Annotated in this window: 15 protein-coding genes; all 15 read right to left on the reverse strand. The window is 43.0% G+C overall.

Translation table 11 applies throughout. The features are described 5' to 3' along the window. Nucleotides 1-128: 128 nt before the first annotated feature. The 15 genes from A3O17_RS06925 to A3O17_RS06990 all read right to left on the reverse strand — a co-directional run bounded on the left by A3O17_RS06925 (nucleotide 129) and on the right by A3O17_RS06990 (nucleotide 17,915). A complete protein-coding gene (locus A3O17_RS06925) occupies nucleotides 129-647 on the reverse strand; it encodes a hypothetical protein (protein ID WP_064213238.1) in 519 nt (172 codons plus the stop codon). A 137-nt stretch (nucleotides 648-784) separates the two neighbouring features. Next, entirely contained in the window at nucleotides 785-943 is a 159-nt protein-coding gene (locus A3O17_RS07880) for a hypothetical protein (protein WP_155728811.1), read from the reverse strand. Nucleotides 944-981: 38 nt separating this feature from the next. Continuing rightward, nucleotides 982-1,722: a Panacea domain-containing protein gene (locus A3O17_RS06930; RefSeq protein ID WP_064213237.1), complete on the reverse strand. Its 741-nt coding sequence runs from the start codon at nucleotides 1,720-1,722 to the stop codon at nucleotides 982-984. 13 nt (nucleotides 1,723-1,735) lie between these two features. After that, nucleotides 1,736-2,341, reverse strand: coding sequence for a nucleotidyltransferase family protein (locus tag A3O17_RS06935; RefSeq protein ID WP_064213236.1), 606 nt, complete (start codon nucleotides 2,339-2,341; stop codon nucleotides 1,736-1,738). A 172-nt stretch (nucleotides 2,342-2,513) separates the two neighbouring features. Further along, on the reverse strand, nucleotides 2,514-6,863 hold the full coding sequence (locus tag A3O17_RS06940; protein ID WP_064213235.1) for a PolC-type DNA polymerase III: 4,350 nt from the start codon (nucleotides 6,861-6,863) through the stop codon (nucleotides 2,514-2,516). A 125-nt stretch (nucleotides 6,864-6,988) separates the two neighbouring features. Then, nucleotides 6,989-8,698: a proline--tRNA ligase gene (locus A3O17_RS06945; protein ID WP_064213234.1), complete on the reverse strand. Its 1,710-nt coding sequence runs from the start codon at nucleotides 8,696-8,698 to the stop codon at nucleotides 6,989-6,991. A 54-nt stretch (nucleotides 8,699-8,752) separates the two neighbouring features. Continuing rightward, nucleotides 8,753-10,033, reverse strand: coding sequence for an RIP metalloprotease RseP (gene rseP / locus A3O17_RS06950; protein WP_064213233.1), 1,281 nt, complete (start codon nucleotides 10,031-10,033; stop codon nucleotides 8,753-8,755). A 29-nt stretch (nucleotides 10,034-10,062) separates the two neighbouring features. Then, entirely contained in the window at nucleotides 10,063-10,854 is a 792-nt protein-coding gene (locus tag A3O17_RS06955; RefSeq protein ID WP_064213232.1) for a phosphatidate cytidylyltransferase, read from the reverse strand. Then, the gene (locus A3O17_RS06960) at nucleotides 10,851-11,648 is read right to left on the reverse strand and encodes an isoprenyl transferase (protein ID WP_064207673.1); all 798 of its coding nucleotides are present in this window, start codon (nucleotides 11,646-11,648) and stop codon (nucleotides 10,851-10,853) included. Before A3O17_RS06960 ends, A3O17_RS06955 begins: the two co-directional genes overlap by 4 nt. Nucleotides 11,649-11,725: 77 nt before the next feature. Further along, on the reverse strand, nucleotides 11,726-12,289 hold the full coding sequence (frr, locus tag A3O17_RS06965) for a ribosome recycling factor (RefSeq protein WP_057827945.1): 564 nt from the start codon (nucleotides 12,287-12,289) through the stop codon (nucleotides 11,726-11,728). Nucleotides 12,290-12,291: 2 nt separating this feature from the next. Then, nucleotides 12,292-13,011, reverse strand: coding sequence for a UMP kinase (gene pyrH / locus A3O17_RS06970; protein WP_064213231.1), 720 nt, complete (start codon nucleotides 13,009-13,011; stop codon nucleotides 12,292-12,294). 113 nt (nucleotides 13,012-13,124) lie between these two features. Continuing rightward, a complete protein-coding gene (locus A3O17_RS06975) occupies nucleotides 13,125-14,144 on the reverse strand; it encodes a lipoate--protein ligase (RefSeq protein WP_064213230.1) in 1,020 nt (339 codons plus the stop codon). 64 nt (nucleotides 14,145-14,208) lie between these two features. Next, complete coding sequence (gene lpdA, locus A3O17_RS06980) at nucleotides 14,209-15,612, reverse strand: dihydrolipoyl dehydrogenase (RefSeq protein ID WP_064213229.1); 1,404 nt, start codon at nucleotides 15,610-15,612, stop codon at nucleotides 14,209-14,211. A 2-nt stretch (nucleotides 15,613-15,614) separates the two neighbouring features. Continuing rightward, complete coding sequence (locus A3O17_RS06985; protein ID WP_064213228.1) at nucleotides 15,615-16,925, reverse strand: dihydrolipoamide acetyltransferase family protein; 1,311 nt, start codon at nucleotides 16,923-16,925, stop codon at nucleotides 15,615-15,617. A 12-nt stretch (nucleotides 16,926-16,937) separates the two neighbouring features. Next, a complete protein-coding gene (locus tag A3O17_RS06990; RefSeq protein WP_064213227.1) occupies nucleotides 16,938-17,915 on the reverse strand; it encodes an alpha-ketoacid dehydrogenase subunit beta in 978 nt (325 codons plus the stop codon).

The following is a 17,915-nucleotide window of genomic DNA, read 5'->3' on the forward strand; positions in this document are numbered from 1 at the left end:
CCAAAAAAGTGGAACACAGCATTGCGCTCCACCTTACAATCATTAATTTGATATTTTTATTTTATCCTTAATTCTTCATAAATCAAGCTTGATTTAAATTTTTTAGGGATATTTAAGGTTTTGTGGAATTACCGCTTTTTCTTTATTGCATGCCGGTTCCTTTCAGGATCCTTAGAAGTTAAAATGCTGCTAATCCAATCCTTAACCTTATCTGGCAAATTATTCCAAAATAAATCAGCTAAAATGGTATATAATCCAACAGTTAAAAAAAACAGGTTATATGCCCAATCAATCAACTGATTCAAAGCCGAATTTTGATTTTTACTATATATTCCGCTGCTTATATGATAATACGATGAACGGTGTCCATGCCAATCCTGCGGAATCAAATAATTAAATGTATCTTTTACCCTTAATCCAAAAGATTGAATTCCATCATTATAACTTATTACTGAACCTTCACCATCATAAAAATGATCATGGCTAATTAGTGATAAATCTGGCCCCACGGATATTAAATATTCATCAGCATGAAATTCGATGTGACCTCCTCCGCCATCATCATGAAAGCCTTTCGCAAAAGCAACCCTTGGCGTTAAAATCGTCAACAAAACAATTCCAATTACAATCCATTTATTCCTTTTCAATCACTTTAGCTCCTTTATAATTTCCCTAGATTTTTACATAGCCAGATAAGGATAACAATTATATATATAAAATTCAATATTCAAAAATAGCCTGCAACATTAGGGTTACAGGCTAACATATCTATTTTTCCAAATCATTAAAAAATTTCACGTCCCTGTGGCATTCCCCAATTTACCATTCCAGGAACATCATGTTTTTTATAATACTTGTCAGGATCAAAGTCGTTAAATAATTCATCAATAACGTCATGTTCTTTTGGTTTCTCTAAAATGATCTCGTTCACTGTAATCGACATATTGTTCCCTCCTCGATTATTATTCAAGTGTATGTTGATTATCGACACTCAAGTTGATGATATTTAATAATATCACTATCTAAAATTTGACTGTTTTGTCCCCTTTGATAGGCACGGTCCCAAGGTGTACCTTTCTGGTGAGTTAAATTATAATCTGAATTTTTGCCTTTATAATTCTTCCAAACTCGATCATAATAGTCTGAATACTTAGTAATATCTTCATCTACAAGCTTTATAATTTCCTCACTTTTACTTAAAAAAGGAACCTTCAACTCAAATGCGTTACTTTGCTTTAATTGATCTTTAAAGTATTTTTTAACTTGATACACTTCCGTATCAACCGGTCCATGATCAAAGGCTTTAAAATGTGACGTAAATAATGACGTTCCAAATCTTTCTAAAAAATCAGCGTAAATATAATAAAGTGTTTTTTGCAACGCAAAGTTCCCAATTTCTGGAACTCTTTGCTCAATATAACCCGCAACATCAAGGGCTGTTAAGTTGAGATTTGAATCAATTATCTTGATAAACTCATTAATGTCTTTCACTTGTTCTGCCTGCTTGAAATAAGGATCCAACTTCTTTACACTCTCAAAAGTTAAATCATCTGTTTTCAAAGTGTGAACTGTATATAATGCCTTTTCTGCATCGGAGGTCATATCTATAAGTTCTTGGTTTTTCTTACTAATTAATTCTGAATCAGATTCAGTAGCAGAAAAATCATATCCAAATTCTTTCCCATTATCAAAACGAGCAAATGCTATTAAATGAATATACATAGTGTGGCCTCCTTTAATACATTCTTTTCTCTTTTTCGTGAATATCATGCGATTGAGTGTTCATTACTTTATCTTGAACATCCCAGATTTGTAATTCCCATGGAAAATACTTATTTTCTGCTTGAAAATAACAATGTACTGCTCTATAACTGCCGTTATTCTTTATATAGTACTTAAAATTATTATCCTTGGTACTTAAAGTATCAAATAATTCTTTTAATTCGTCAATATCATTGTTTACATTCGGAATAACAATTCTTGCTCCCCAGATATCATTTAATGATTTTCCAATGTAAAAGGTTCCATGCTTTTTTTCAAGGTAATGATAGTGTTTTAGCTTAATATGAATACTATCTGATAATTTAATTCGAATTCTAAAATCATAGTTAATAATATAATTCATAAAGCACAAATCAAAATTTATACTCATTAATGTTTTTCGATACATTGGAAGCAGTTTAAACATGAAATAATTATCTTTTAACGCTTTTCCAATTCCATACTTTTTTAAATTTTTTATTCTATTAATATCATTTGAACTATAAAATTCATCTGAAAATTCCAAATACTCTGATTCAATATCTTGAATCAATTGCAATAATAAAGTTTGATTAACCATTAAAGCTTTATTCCTCTTGACACACCAAACTTGTTTGATTAATTATATCATGATCAAAAGAATACATTCTATAGTTTTTTGTTCTTAATGTGCTCTTTTGCGTTACTTCAAACTTTCACTGTATAAAAAACAAAAGCCTATGAACGTTAAATTCATAGACTTTATTTTCTATTTAAAACATATTATCAAACAAACTCAACTGGTTTTCATCCGGCAAATCATCGAGAACGTGTTGTTCGTTCATAAATTCAATGATCGATTGGGAAACCTTTCCACGCTTAGCTAAGTCTTCCTTTGAGAGGAAGGCTTTTTCTTCCCGCGCCGCGATGATTTGTTTAGCAACGTTCAATCCTAATCCTGGAATGGCTGAGAACGGTGCCAGCAAAGTCTTCCCGTCTTCCATGATCAACCAGTCAGAAGCATCCGACTTATTGATGTCGACCATCTTGAACTTGAAGCCGCGTTCGAGCATTTCGTTCGCAATTTCAAGCACCGTCAACAGGTTCTTTTCCTTCGTTGAGGCATCCATTCCCTTGTCGTTGATCTCCTTCATTGCATTCTTAACGGCTTCTTTTCCATGAGCCATTGCGACCAGATCAAAGTCATCCGCCCGCACAGAGAAGTATGCAGCGTAGTAGATGATTGGGAAGTAAACCTTAAAGTACGCGATCCGCAATGCCATCAAAACGTAGGCTGCCGCGTGGGCCTTCGGGAACATGTACTTGATCTTCAAGCATGAACCAATGTACCAGTCAGGCACATCGGCTTCGCGCATTTCCTTTTGCCAATCATCCGGAATTCCGCGCCCTTTCCGCACATGTTCCATGATCTGGAATGACGTTTCTGAATTTACGCCGAAGTGGATCAGATCCATCATGATATCGTCACGACATCCGATGATTTCACTCATCTTCGCCGTGCCGTTTTCAATCAATTCTTCGGCGTTGCCTAACCAAACATCTGTCCCGTGAGAAAGTCCTGAAATCTTCAGCAATTCCGCAAAGGTTGCGGGGTGCGTCTTTTCAAGCATTCCCCGAACAAACCGCGTTCCGAATTCAGGAACCCCTAACGTTCCGGTCTTCGATTGAATTTGTTCCGGCGTAACGCCTAAAACATCCGTTCCAGAGAACAGGGACATCACACCAGGATCATCAGTTGGAATCGACTTCGGATCAATTCCGGAAAGATCTTGCAGCATCCGAATCATCGTTGGATCATCATGCCCCAGGATATCAAGTTTCAAAATATTATCGTGAATCGAGTGGAAATCAAAGTGAGTCGTCCGCCATGGAGCATTCAGATCGTCTGCCGGGTATTGGATCGGTGAAAAATCATAAATTTCCATGTCATCCGGAACAACCAGAATTCCGGCCGGGTGCTGGCCAGTTGTCCGTTTAACGCCAGTTGCGCCCTTTGCTAAGCGGTCAACTTCAGCGCCGCGGAAGGTTTGTTCCGTATCCCGTTCATATGCTTTAACATATCCGTACGCCGTCTTGTCAGCAACCGTCCCAATCGTTCCGGCCCGGTAAACATTATTTTCCCCGAACAGAACTTTCGTGTAGTTGTGCCCGATTGGCTGATAGTCCCCCGAGAAGTTCAAATCGATATCCGGAACCTTGTTTCCCATAAATCCAAGGAACGTTTCAAATGGAATTTCCTGCCCGTCCTTGATCAACGGCGTGCCGCATTCAGGACAGTCCTTATCCGGCAAATCGTATCCCGAACCGTATTCACCCTTTGTGAAGAATTCCGAATACTTGCATTTTGGACACCGGTAATGCGGCGGCAATGGATTAACTTCGGTGATTCCGGTCATGGTAGCAACAAAACTTGAACCAACGGACCCCCGGGAACCGACCAAGTACCCGTCTTTGTTTGACTTAAATACCAGTTTTTGGGCAATCAAGTAAATAACCGCAAACCCGTTCCCAATAATAGATTTCAATTCTTTATCCAGCCGCGCTTGAACCAATTTCGGCAACGGATCGCCATACCATTCATGCGCCTTGTTCATCGCTAATTCGCGGATTTGATCATTGGCACCCGGCATATTTGGCGTATACAATTTATCCTTAACTGGCGAAATCTCATCGCACATTGCCGCAATCTTGTTCGGATTATCGACAACGATTTCCTTGGCCGTATCTTCACCTAAGAAATCAAAGGCTTCAAGCATCTCATCCGTTGTGCGAAAATGGGCATCCGGCAACTTGCGCAACCGGTTCAACGGATTAGCCCCGCCTTGCGAGTGAATCAGAATCTTGCGGTAGATTGCATCTTCCTTGTTCATGAAGTGCACATCGCCCGTAGCTGCAATCGGAATATTCAATTCATGCGCTAACTTCACCATGTCAGCAATAATTTCTTCAAGGTTGTGTTCATCTTTGACCAATTCCTGTTCGATCAACGGTGCATAAATGGCTTTCGGTTGGACTTCAAGGTAGTCGTAATCCTTGGCCTTTTCCTTCGCAACCCCGTAGCCCTTTTGCATCATCGCCGTAAAGACTTCACCGTCAGCGCATGCTGAACCAACAAGCAAGCCTTCACGGTATTTATCCAACACGGACCGCGGAATCCGCGCAACACGATAGAAGTACTTCGTCATTCCATCTGACATCAGCTTGAAAAGATTCTTCAACCCCGCCTGCGTTTGCGCCAGGATCGTTGCATGGAATGGATGTTCATGCTTATAAGCATCATTTTGCCCCATGTATTGATTGAACTGATCATGGAACCGGATGTCATACCGTTCTTCTGCGTCCTTCAACATTGCATAGTAAATATACCCGGTGGCTTCAGCATCGTAAATTGCCCGGTGGTGGTGTTCCAAGTTAACATCCAACTTCTTCGCCAAGGTATTTAACCGGAATCCTTTCATTTCAGGGTACAGGAACCGCGCTAATGGTAACGTATCGATCCACGGTTCGCTGATCAACGGCAAGCCATGCCGCTCGTAACCGGTATTCATAAAGTCAACGTCGAACGTTGCGTTATGCCCAACGATCACACAGCCCTTGCAGAAATCTTGGAACATCTTGAAGACTTCTTCTTCCGACTTAGATCCCCGAACCATATCGTCCGTAATACTGGTCAGATTGATCGTCGTTTCTGAAAGCGGGTGTCCCGGATCAATAAACTGTTCAAACTGATCGATGACCGTCCCGTTTTTCATCTTGACGGCCGCCAATTCGATGACCTTGTTATACCGCGCCGACAGCCCCGTTGTTTCGGTATCGAAGACGACATAAGTGGCATCTTTCAAATTGACGTGCTGTTCGTTGTATGCAATTGGGGTGCCATCTTCAACGATGTCCGCTTCAACGCCATATAAAATTTTGACGTTGTTCTTCTGCCCTGCCGTGTGCGCTTCGGGGAAGGCTTGCAGGCCACCATGGTCAGTAACCGCAATTGCCTTTTGGCCCCACTTAGCAGCTTGTGCGACGTAATCCGAAATGCTGTTCGTAGCATCCATTTGACTCATGTTGGTGTGCAAGTGCAGTTCAACCCGTTTCTGATCTTCCGGCGCAGTATCCTGGCGTTCCTCATGATGGACTTCCATAATGTCATATGCATTGATCGTCAAATCCCGCATGTAAGTATCTTCCTGGACACTTCCACGCGCCTTGATCCATTTTCCCGGTTTCAACGCGTCAAACAGAGCTTCATCATTTTCATCCCGCGAAAACTTCTTGATAACGAATGATGAGCTGTAATCCGTAACTTTCAAAATCAGCAGTTTGCGTTCTGAACGTAATTGCCGAATTTCACGGTCAAAAATATAGCCTTGAACAACCACTGACCGTTCTTCTTCATTAATATCGACCATTTGCCGAACCGGAATGTCATCGGCAATTTTCCGGCCAATCACAACCGGACCGTCAACTGGAGCGGCCTTCTTCGCAGCTTTCTTGCGCTTTTCATTTTGCTTTTGGATCGCTGCCATTGCTTTTTGCGCTAATTCAGCATCGCTTTTCGCTTTGCGTTCCTTAAATTCGTTGATTTTTTCTTGGGATTTAGAATCATCAACGATCGTCGCAAACGTCATCTTCGGAAATCCAAGTCGTTGATACTCCTCTTCGATCGGGCCAAGGGCTTTCGTCGTCAAAAAGTCCTTAATGACTTCGTTTTCCGCAACGATCATTGGCCGTTTATGATCCAAGTACGGCACTTTGCCGCGAAAAACTTCATGAATCATCGGTGAATGAACTTCACTGTGCGTCACCGCCCATTCCCAGTAATCCGCTAAATTGTGATCCGTGACCGTCGGAGCTTCCGTTTCAACAATTAACCGGGTTGCGGCAATTTCCTTAAAAGCAGCGGCAACATGGTTCGCTAAGTCCTGATAAGCATTGAACGGCAAGATATCATTGACCTTTAAATGAAAATCCCACCGGTGCGAATTTACATGAACTTCAACCTGGTCGATTGCTGCATCTTTGAATGCTTCTTGAAATTCCGCATCCGGTTGCCAATCAACCTGTTCAAGCAACTTTTCAAATAATTCTTGTTTACTAAGTGCCACGCTTTTGGTCCTCCCTCGTATTTATGTGCTTGTTCTATCATAACAAAAATAAGACCGGGACAAAAGAACCCAGTCTTATCTTTCTTCAGTTTTTGACGATCTGACGTGGCGGAAAAATTCGCTAATTAGTCGACATTTTTCAATAGAATTGCAAGAGAATCAACTAATTCGTCAACCTTAACTTCAACCGTTTCGCCAGATTTCCGTAATTTAATTTCAACAATACCATCATCAGCCTTCTTGCCGACCGTGATCCGCACTGGCAAGCCCATCAAGTCTGAATCAGCAAACTTAACACCGGCCCGTTCCTTCCGATCATCAAGTAAGACTTGGTAACCGGCATCTTGCAACAGCTTTTCAATATCTTCAGCTAATGTCCGCTGAGTTTCGTTCTTCACGTTAACCGGAACAACATGGATATCAAATGGCGCAATGCTGCGTGGCCAAATCATTCCATTGTCGTCATGGTTTTGCTCAATGATTGCTGAAAGCAACCGTGAAATTCCGATTCCGTAACATCCCATAATCATTGGAATTGAACGCCCATTAGCATCTAAAACGTTGGCGCCCATCTTTTCTGAGTAGCGGGTACCTAACTTAAAGATGTGGCCGATTTCGATTCCGCGGGTAAACTTCAACTTGCCTTCGCCGTCTGGAGAAGTGTCCCCTTCGCGAACCGTCCGTAAATCAACAAACTGGTCGACCTTAAAGTCGCGGTCAAGGTTAACGTTCAAATAGTGATGACCGTCTTCGTTGGCCCCGGCACTCGCATTGACCATGCCTTCAACGTCAAGGTCAGCGTATACCTTAAGGTTTTCATCGATTCCGACCGGGCCTAACGAGCCAAAGCTTGCACCTAAGTACTTTTGGGCTTCTTCTTCAACGGCTGGCCGTAAGTTGTCAGCACCTAAGAAGCTCTTCAATTTCGTTTCGTTTAATTCGTCATTTCCGCGCATCAAAATGACGATTGGTTCATCATCTGCGACAAACAACAACGTCTTAATTTCATCTTGCGGATCAACACCTAAGAATTCAGCAACTTCGTCAATCGTCTTTGCATTCGGGGTTTCAACCTTCTTCAATTCTTGCGGCGTTTCATGTGACTTTTGAACCGTGCGTAAGTTCGTTGCCTTTTCAATGTTAGCGGCGTAATCACTGCTGTCAGAGTACACAACGGTGTCTTCCCCGATTGGAGCAATCGCCATAAATTCGTGGGAATCTTTCCCCCCCATTGTTCCTGAATCCGCAATAATTTCCCGGAATGTCAATCCAACACGGTTAAAAATGTTCCGGTAAGCATTTCCCATGTCATTGAAGACTTGGTCAAGGCTTTCGCGATCAGCGTGGAATGAGTAGCCGTCCTTCATAATGAATTCGCGGCCCCGCAATAAACCAAACCGTGGCCGGTTTTCATCACGATATTTTGGTTGAATTTGGTATAAAACCAACGGCAGTTTCTTGTATGATTTCACTGAATCCTTCACAACTTCGGTAAAGGTTTCTTCGTGGGTTGGCCCTAAGATAAAGTCGCGCTCATGGCGATCCTTTAACTTAAACAATGTTTGACCGTAAGTATCATACCGGCCAGATTGTTGCCATAATTCGGCTGGAATTACGGCCGGCGCAAGCATTTCAACGGCGCCAATTTTATCCATTTCTTCGCGAACAATTGCTTCGATTTTTTGTAAAACGCGGTTGGCTAACGGTAAATATGTATACATTCCGGCTGAAATTTGCTTAATGTAACCGCCCCGCAGCATCAGTTGGTGACTGACTGCTTCCGCGTCGCTCGGGACTTCTTTCAGTGTCGGAATTAACATCCGTGTTTGTCTCATTAATATCCTTCTTCCTTCGAACAATTATTTTAATTCTAAGTTTACCATAAACTTTTAAAAGAAGTAACGGCGAATATCATTCCAGGTAACCAGAACCATTAAGATCATCAAGAACGTAAAGCCGATCATCGTAATGACAACTTCCTTGTTCGGATCCATTGGTTTCTTGCGGATTCCTTCAATGATATTCAGTAAGATCTTGCCACCGTCAAGGGCTGGGATCGGTAACAAGTTCATGATTCCCAGGTTGACAGATAACAAGCCCATCAAGTTGATGACGGTAATTGCCCCGTGGTGGGCCGCTTGCGCCGTCATCGAGTACATTGCGACCGGGCCACCCAAGTCATTCAGGCTGAATCCGTGGGTGATCATGTGTCCAATTGCACTAAAGACTAACATAATGATATTCCACGTTTGGGTAAATCCAAATGCAAGGATTGCCCCAATTGAGTGGTCATTCTTAATTTTTTCAGTAATTCCAATTTGACCGGTCTTTTGACCATTTTGTTTAACTGTCTTGGGTGTTAATTTGATCTCCTTAGTTTGTTTTGCTTGTTTGACCTTTAACGTGGTCTGCTTACCGCCGCGATCACTAAGATCACTTACAAGATCTTGCCAATTCGAAACTTGGTGACCATCGATGGCGACGATTTGATCTCCCGCCTTCAAGCCGGCCTTCGCAGCAACGGAGTCCTTTTGAACCGTTCCAATCACATTTGAATTCGTTGGAATCTGGACGCCGCCTTGAAGCATTGCGACCAGGCCAAAGGCGATGATTGCTAAGATAAAGTTATTAAACGGCCCGGCAAAGTTCGTCACGATTCGCTTCGGAACACTGACGGATTGATATTGAACGTCTAACGGTGCAACTTGAATTTCAGTTCCATCTTCTTCAGTGATCATTGCATCGCGTTTAACATTGAACCGTTTAACCTGACTTTCATCGCCATTTTCGTAACCTTCGATCCACATTTCCTTTTGCAGATCCCAGTCAGTCACGATCAACGGTAACCCGCCCTTTAACATTTTCTTTTGACTTGTGTTGATTTTGGTAACCTGGTCCTGCTTATCAAGCAACAAGGTTACCGGCGAACCCTTTTTTAGTGATTCTTCATCATCTTCAAGGCCGGCCATTCGCACGTAACCACCTAACGGCAACAACCGCCACGTATACGTCGTGCCATTTTTATGATATGCAAAAAGTTTCGGTCCCATTCCGATCGAAAATTCCCGGACCAAAATTCCTGACTTTTTGGCTGCATAAAAGTGACCAAATTCATGAACAAATACCAGCACGCCAAAAACGATCACAAACGCAATAATTGTTACAATCATTGTTTTGGGTTTACCCCCTTCTTTTTAAATTAAATCAAACCGGCAAAGTGCATTAACGGTAAGACAAATAATAATGAATCAAACCGGTCAAGAATGCCGCCGTGACCTGGAAGAATCTTGCCTGAATCCTTAACACCGTAGTGCCGTTTAAAGGCTGATTCGATCAGATCGCCGAATTGGCCCCCAATTGAAAAGACAAGAGTCAAAACAAGCATCAATGCGAAATTGTACTTGAAGTACGGCTTCATAAAGAAGACATATGCCCCCACAATGACAACTGCGGCAAGCGTTCCGCCAATTGAGCCTTCCCAGGTTTTATTCGGACTGATTTTTGGAGCCAACTTATGCTTCCCGATTTTCCGGCCAATCAAGTATGCGCCGCTATCAGTGATCCAAACGATCAGCAACGCATACAAAAGCATCCATAAACTTTCGGTCCGCGCCTGAATCATAAAGTGAAAACCGAAGCCGGCATAAACTGCTCCTAACACAAGCGCCCCAGCATCGTCAAAGTTGAACATGTTCTTTGAAATCACGCTGAATGCTAACAAGCACAGTAAGAAAACAAAGAAAAGATCCATGTAGCTTTCATCCTTGGGCAAAAACTTCAACCATGTCCGTGGAACCAGTAAACTGGCGATTGCAAAGTAACTAATAAATGCCGCTGGTGAAACGACAAATAATTTTTTCATTGAAACAAATTCAGTCATTGCAACGATTCCCATTGCAACAACTAAAATATTAAATGGTGTTCCGCCAATAATTAAAAGCGGAATAAAAATAATTAAAGCAATAATTGCGGTTGTCACGCGTTGCTTCATTTCGATTTTCCTCCCTTAGTATCCTTTACGCCACCGAAACGCCGGTCGCGTTGTTGGAATTCATAAATATCATGGACCAGATCATCTGGTTGATATTCCGGCCATAATTTATCGGTAAAGACTAATTCGCTATATGCAATTTGCCATAACAAGAAGTTTGAAATTCGTTCTTCACCGCTTGTCCGGATTAGCAAGTCTGGATCATTGTATGGCGCAACTTCTTCTGTCATCAAAGACTTCGAAAGCACCTCTTCATTGATCTCATCAACGGCTAAATCGCCATTTTGAACTTCAGTGGCGATTTTCTTTACCCCCGTGATGATTTCAGCCCGACTGCCATAATTCAAGGCAAAGTTCAGCACCATTCCGGTATTATTTTTCGTTTGTTCGATTGCATCATTGACCGCCTTTTGCGTTTTTTTCGGTAAGTATTCCGTGTAACCCATTACGTTGACCCGGACATTGTTTTCGATCAATTCCGGAACAAACGTATCAAAAAATTTAACCGGCAGATCCATTAAAAAGCTGACTTCGCTTTCGGGGCGTTTCCAGTTTTCGGTTGAAAAGGCATAAAGCGTCAATACTTTGACCCCTAAGTCGCTTGCTGCTTTCGTAATATCCTTAACAACTTCCATTCCGCGTTTATGACCGGCAACCCGCGGTAATCCGCGGCGTTGAGCCCACCGGCCATTGCCATCCATAATAATGGCAATGTGTTGCGGCATCTTTGCGGGATCTAAGTTAACTTCTTCAGTTTCGCCCGCCGTTGTATTCTTAAATAAGTTCTTAAACATTGTTCTTCTCCATTCACTGATGACAATAAAAAAGGGTAAAAACAGCCACTGCCTGTTTTACCCCAAATCTGTTGATCTTAGCCTTCAAGAATTTCCTTTTCCTTGTCAGCAACAATTTCGTCAACCTTTTTTACTGCTTCATCAGTAACTTGTTGTGCTTGATCTTCTAAATCATGTAATTCGTCTTCTGACATTTCGCCGTCTTTTTCAGCCTTCTTCAAAGCTTCGCGAATGTCCCGCCGTGCATGGCGAACTGAGCCCTTGGCCTTTTCGCCAACAGCTTTAACTTCTTTTGCTAATTCTTTCCGGCGTTCTTCAGTCAATTGCGGAATAACTAACCGAATCACCGTTCCATCATTGACCGGATTCAATCCAAGATCTGAAGCCAATAATGCATGTTCAATATCATCCAATGATGACTTGTCATATGGTGAAATCAACAATACCCGGGCTTCAGGAATTGAAATTTGAGCAATTTGATTCAATGGAGTCGGTGCTCCATAGTAATCAACCGTTACCCGGTTAAGCAAGCTGGCATTTGCCCGGCCGGCCCGAATGCCGCCAAGTTCGTGTTGCAAGGCTTCTTCAGCCTTAACCATCTTTTCTTGGCCTTCTTTAATAATTTCATTTGTAATCTTCATGATTATTTTCCTTCCACTGTTGTTCCGATATTTTCACCTTGAACAACCTTCTTGATATTTCCACGTTCATTCATGTTGAAGACAACCAACGGAATATCATTATCCATTGACAACGTTGAAGCCGTTGAGTCCATGACATGAAGACCCTTGTTGATGATGTCTAAGTGAGTCAATGTTTCAAACTTAATTGCACTTTCATCCTTCTTCGGGTCAGCTGAGTAAATCCCGTCAACCCCGTTCTTTGCCATTAAGATGACATCGGCGTTAATTTCTGATGCCCGCAAAGCAGCGGTTGTATCCGTTGAGAAGTATGGTGAACCAGTTCCGGCAGCAAAGATTACGATTCGGCCTTTTTCAAGGTGACGAACAGCTTTCCGCCGAATATATGGTTCAGCAACTTGCCGCATTTCAATCGCAGTTTGAACACGGGTTGGAACGCCAAGTGATTCCAAAGTATCTTGCAATGCTAATGCGTTCATTACCGTTCCAAGCATTCCGATGTAGTCTGCTTGAGCACGTTCGATTCCAAGTTGTTCACCGGTAACTCCGCGCCACATGTTTCCACCACCAACAACGATGGCAATTTCAACGCCAAGATCGTGAACATCCTTGATTTCTTCAGCAACTTTCCGGATCTCAGGCGGGTTGATTCCCTTGCCTGCATCCCCTGCTAAAGCTTCGCCACTCAATTTTAATACGACACGTTTATACTTAATAGCCATGTGGACCCTCCTACTTGATTGAAAATGATACATTCATGTAATTAATCTCAATATATTCTATCATATTACAATCAATGTTACAAAAGGGATTATTCATTTAATGCGCATCGTTTTTAATGTTGATGTGCAATCAATTCGATCACATCGTTGGTTGGAATTCCATTGAAGAACTTGTTCAAGTCAAATGATCGCAACACCTTAGTGATCGCATCAACGTCGTATGGCTTACCGATCAAGGCTTTTTCCAGCTGGTGGACATCTTCAACGCCAAAGAAATCGCCATAAATCTTCGCCATTTTAATTTTCCCGTCTTGAACCTCAAAACGGGCATCGATCGTTCCGGCATCAAAGTGCTTCCGCTTTTTGACTGTAAAGGCTGGCGATTGCCCAAAGACCCAATCCCAGTCACGGTAACGGTCAGTTTCAATTTGATGAATGGCTTGCTGATCTTTGGACGTTAACTGATATTCATTGATTTGCGCCTGACTAAGGTCATCAACGTGATAAATGCGTTTGATCAGTTCATCCCGAAAACCGGCTGTATCAAGGGTTTGAAATTCAGGCTTCAAATATGGTTTTAAATTTGTAACCCGGCTGCGAACCGATTTAATCCCCTTGGATTCAATCTTATCCATCGGAACTTTCAATGCTCCAGCAACCGCATTGGTATCAACATCAAACATCAGCGTTCCGTGACAGAAGGTCTTACCATTGCGGGTGTACATTGCATTCCCCGAAAACTTCTTTCCATCGATCACGATGTCATTTCGGCCAGTGACTTCAGCCCCCGTTGCCCCCATTTCGTGCAACGCATCAACGATTGGCTGAACTAAGGTTTTAAAGTCGCCAAACCGCTGCCGGTCAGCCGGAACGATAAAGCTAAAGCACAGATTGCCTAAGTCTTGATACATCGCGCCGCCACCGGACAACCGTCGCGTGATCGTAATTCCGTGTTGACGACAGTAATCTTCATTGATTTCTTCGACCGTATTCTGATTCCGCCCGACAATAATGCACGGCTTTTCAATGTAAAAAAGCATAAACGGCGGCGTCATGACTCCCGAATTCATTAAATATTCTTCAGTTGCCAGATTTGTTCGAATATCGTGAGTTTGCATTGCTAAGTATTGCATTTCTTCATCTCCATTTGAAAAAGAGGTTGCGACGATGATTGTCTCAGCCTCTTAAATAAAATTGTTAAATATTTGTTGGATATCCAATTGCGATATCGGCAGCATCCCAAACTGCTTCCGTCAGCGTTGGGTGCGGGTGAATCGTCAATGCTAAGTCGTCAACGGTGTTGCCCGATTCGATCGCCAATGTTAATTCACTGATCATATCTGCAGCATCCCCGCCGACAATTTGAGCACCGACTAAAATTCCTTCATCTTTTGTATATACCAGCCGGACAAAACCATCAGTGGCGTTCATTGAAATTGCCCGTCCGTTTGCCAAGAATGGAAATTGGGCTGTCTTGACTGCCAAGCCTTGTTGTGCAGCTTCTTTGGCCGTTAAACCGGTCGTTGCCAACGGAATATCGGTATAGCAGACCGCCGGCATCGCATGATAATCAACGGTTGCTTTTTTGCCGGCAATGGCTTCCGCAGCAACTTTGCCTTCGTATTCAGCCTTATGCGCAAGAGAAAAGCCTGGGACAACATCGCCGATCGCATAGATGTTTGGAATCGTGGTCCGCCCTTGATTGTCAACTTTGATCAAACCGTGTGAGTCAAGTTGAATTCCAGCATGTTGCAACCCGATGCCCTTCGTATTTGGACGCCGGCCAACTGAAACCAAACAGTAATCGGCGACTAACTGTTTTTCTTCACCGTTAACTTCAAAGGTTACCTTGACGCTTTGATCATCCTGTTCGGCCTTTTTCGCCATCGCATTTGTGTAGATGTCAACGCCTTGCGAACTGAAGTGTTTCTGAATAACGCGAACCATGTCGGCTTCATAATTTGAAAGAATCTGGCCTGTTCCTTCAATGATTGAAACGTGCGCGCCAAGGTTAGCATAAACGGATGCCAATTCACACCCGATATAGCCGCCGCCAACAACGATCAGGTGTTTCGGAATTTTTTTCAAATCAAGGGCGCCAGTCGAGTCAATCACCCGGCCTTCATACTTGAAATTTGGAATCTCGATCGGGTGGCTTCCGGTTGCGATAATCAAGTTCTTAAACGTATAGGTTTGAGCCTGATCGTCCTTGATAACCCGTAAAGTGTGGTCATCCTTAACATAGGCACTACCCCAGATCACGTCAATGTGATGTTTCTTAAACAGGCTGGCAACGCCGCCCGTTAACTTATCAACCACGCTTTGTTTCCAAATTTGGGTTTGTTGAAAATCAAGTTGGGCAGCCGTTACCTGCAACCCCATTTTCTGTGAATTCATCGCGCTTTGATAATGGTGGGCCGCTTCAACAAGTGCTTTTGATGGAATACAGCCTATGTTAAGGCAGACTCCTCCAATAAATTCACGTTCAATGACCGTTACCTTTTGTCCTAATTCAGCCGCTCGAATCGCAGCAACATAGCCGCCGGGGCCGCTGCCGATGACAACCGTATCTAAATCAATTGCAAAATCACCAACAACCATTGTTATCCCTCCATCAATAAGAGTTCCGGATTACCTAAAAGTTCCTTCAACCGGTTAAGGGCCTTTTGCGCAGTTGCCCCATCAATTGCCCGGTGATCAACCGAAAGTGATAACTTCAGCACTTTTCCAATCGTGACGTTTTCAGGATCTTGGGCATCAATGATCGGTTGGTCAGTAATGCGGCCAATTCCTAAAATAGCAACTTCTGGGTAATTAATAATTGGGGTGAAGTATCCCCCACCGATCGAACCAATATTTGTAATCGCGATCGTGCCGTTTTGCGCAGCTGCCGGATCAAGACTGCCATCCGCAATCTTTTGCGTGTGGTCTTCAATTTGTTTAGCAATTTCAAACATACTTAACCGATCAGCGTTTTTAATATTCGGCATGAACAATCCGCGTTCCGTATCAGTTGCGATGCCAACATTAATGTCGTTTTTATATACGATCTCGTGTTGATCCATATCAAGTGATGCGTTGAAAATCGGGAATTCTTTAGCAACCACTGCCAACGCCTTAACGACATATGGCATAAATGTTAAGTGGATTCCCTTATCAGCTGCCATCTTCTTAAATTTGTTCCGGTGATCCCATAATTGATCCACCACGACTTCATCAAATAACGTAACGTGTGGAATTTCTTGAACTGAACGACTGACTGACTTGGCCGTTGCCAACCGGACGGAACTCATCTTTTCCCGCCGTTCGCCACCGGATACCGGTTGACTTGAATTTGATGAAACTGATTGATTTTCACGTAAATCTTGTTGCGGAACAATCTTTGATGCCGTTCCGTTTTGGTTACTCAAGAAGAGATCCACATCCGCCTTCAGAATTTGACCATGATTTCCAGTTCCCTTGATTTGGGTTAAGTCAACCTGCTTTTCACGCGCATATGCCCGCACTGATGGCATTGCCAACACTGGCAAACTGTGATCTTGCGGGGTCATTTGCCGTGGAGCAGGTGTTGCCTGCGAGTTTGATTGCGAAGTCGACGTTGGCGCAACCTTCGCTGGTTGGGATTCGGCTTTTGAATCCGTTGGTGCTGGTTGAGCATCTTCCGGAACGGCACCTGCCGTTTCAATTTCGATCAATGGATCCCCAACGTTGGCGGTGTCGCCTTCTTGAACAATAATCTTTTTGATTTTCCCCGTGACTGGTGAAGTTAGATCTTCAACCGACTTATCATTTTCGATTTGAACCAAGTCAGCATCTTTCTTGATCGAATCGCCTTCATGAACGTACCATTTTCCAATTGTTCCTTCGGCCATTCCTTCACCGACATCGGGAAGTTTAAATGCATAAACACCCATTAATTTTTCCTCCTAAAAATTAACAATTTCCTTGGCTTTCGCTACAATGTCGTCCTTGGTTGGCAACCAGCGTTCTTCGGCTTCACTGAATGCATAAACGGTATCAGGCGCACTGACGCGTGCAACCGGAGCATCCAAACTTAAAATTGCCTTTTCAGCAATCAACGATGCGACCTGATTACCAACCCCTGCCATGTTTTGCGCTTCTTGAACAATGACCACTTTCCCCGTCTTCTTTACACTTTCAAGAATCGTTTTTTCATCTAACGGTGAAACAGTTCGTAAATCAACGACTTCCGCATTGATGCCTTCCTTCTCAAGTTCATCAGCAGCCTTCAAACATTCTTGAACCATGTAACCGTATGAAATTAAGGTTAGATCCGTTCCTTCCCGTTTAATATCAGCCTTATCCAATGGCAAAGTGTATTCCTGTTCCGGAACTTCTTCCCGCATTGACCGGTAAAGCTTCATGTGTTCCAAGAAGACAACCGGATCATCCGACCGAATTGAAGAAATTAATAATCCCTTGGCATCATACGGTGACCCCGGAATTACGACCCGTAATCCTGGAACTTGACCAACGATTCCTTCCAGACTGTCAGAGTGCATTTCAGGAGTATGCACCCCGCCGCCAAATGCTGACCGAATCGTGATCGGCATCTTCTTGGTTCCGCCAGTCCGGTAGTATTCACGGGCAATTTGACCAACAATTTCGTCCATTGCTTCATATAAGAATCCAAAGAATTGAATTTCTGGAACTGGCCGGAAGCCTTCATATGCAAGTCCGGCAGCTAACCCGGCAATTCCGGATTCAGCAAGCGGGGTATCAAAAACTTGGTCTTCGCCGACATCGGCCTGCAAACCATCTGTTGCCCGGAAAACACCACCGTTTTTCCCAACATCTTCACCGAAAACGAGCACTTTCGGATCACGTTTCAATTCTTGATCGAGTGCCTGATTAATTGCCTTGATCATTGTTAATTGTGCCAT

The organism is Ligilactobacillus aviarius, assembly GCF_001654615.1.
GTDB lineage: Bacteria > Bacillota > Bacilli > Lactobacillales > Lactobacillaceae > Ligilactobacillus > Ligilactobacillus aviarius_B.

What these genes read in the sequence shown, in the direction of transcription:
- rseP (WP_064213233.1), bottom strand. Translation starts at nt 10,033, where the DNA reads ATGATTGTAACAATTATTGCGTTTGTGATCGTTTTTGGCGTGCTGGTA.
- A3O17_RS06935 (WP_064213236.1), bottom strand. Translation starts at nt 2,341, where the DNA reads ATGGTTAATCAAACTTTATTATTGCAATTGATTCAAGATATTGAATCA.
- A3O17_RS06945 (WP_064213234.1), bottom strand. Translation starts at nt 8,698, where the DNA reads ATGAGACAAACACGGATGTTAATTCCGACACTGAAAGAAGTCCCGAGC.
- A3O17_RS06960 (WP_064207673.1), bottom strand. Translation starts at nt 11,648, where the DNA reads ATGTTTAAGAACTTATTTAAGAATACAACGGCGGGCGAAACTGAAGAA.
- pyrH (WP_064213231.1), bottom strand. Translation starts at nt 13,011, where the DNA reads ATGGCTATTAAGTATAAACGTGTCGTATTAAAATTGAGTGGCGAAGCT.
- A3O17_RS07880 (WP_155728811.1), bottom strand. Translation starts at nt 943, where the DNA reads ATGTCGATTACAGTGAACGAGATCATTTTAGAGAAACCAAAAGAACAT.
- A3O17_RS06930 (WP_064213237.1), bottom strand. Translation starts at nt 1,722, where the DNA reads ATGTATATTCATTTAATAGCATTTGCTCGTTTTGATAATGGGAAAGAA.
- A3O17_RS06990 (WP_064213227.1), bottom strand. Translation starts at nt 17,915, where the DNA reads ATGGCACAATTAACAATGATCAAGGCAATTAATCAGGCACTCGATCAA.
- lpdA (WP_064213229.1), bottom strand. Translation starts at nt 15,612, where the DNA reads ATGGTTGTTGGTGATTTTGCAATTGATTTAGATACGGTTGTCATCGGC.
- A3O17_RS06955 (WP_064213232.1), bottom strand. Translation starts at nt 10,854, where the DNA reads ATGAAGCAACGCGTGACAACCGCAATTATTGCTTTAATTATTTTTATT.
- frr (WP_057827945.1), bottom strand. Translation starts at nt 12,289, where the DNA reads ATGAAGATTACAAATGAAATTATTAAAGAAGGCCAAGAAAAGATGGTT.
- A3O17_RS06975 (WP_064213230.1), bottom strand. Translation starts at nt 14,144, where the DNA reads ATGCAATACTTAGCAATGCAAACTCACGATATTCGAACAAATCTGGCA.
- A3O17_RS06985 (WP_064213228.1), bottom strand. Translation starts at nt 16,925, where the DNA reads ATGGGTGTTTATGCATTTAAACTTCCCGATGTCGGTGAAGGAATGGCC.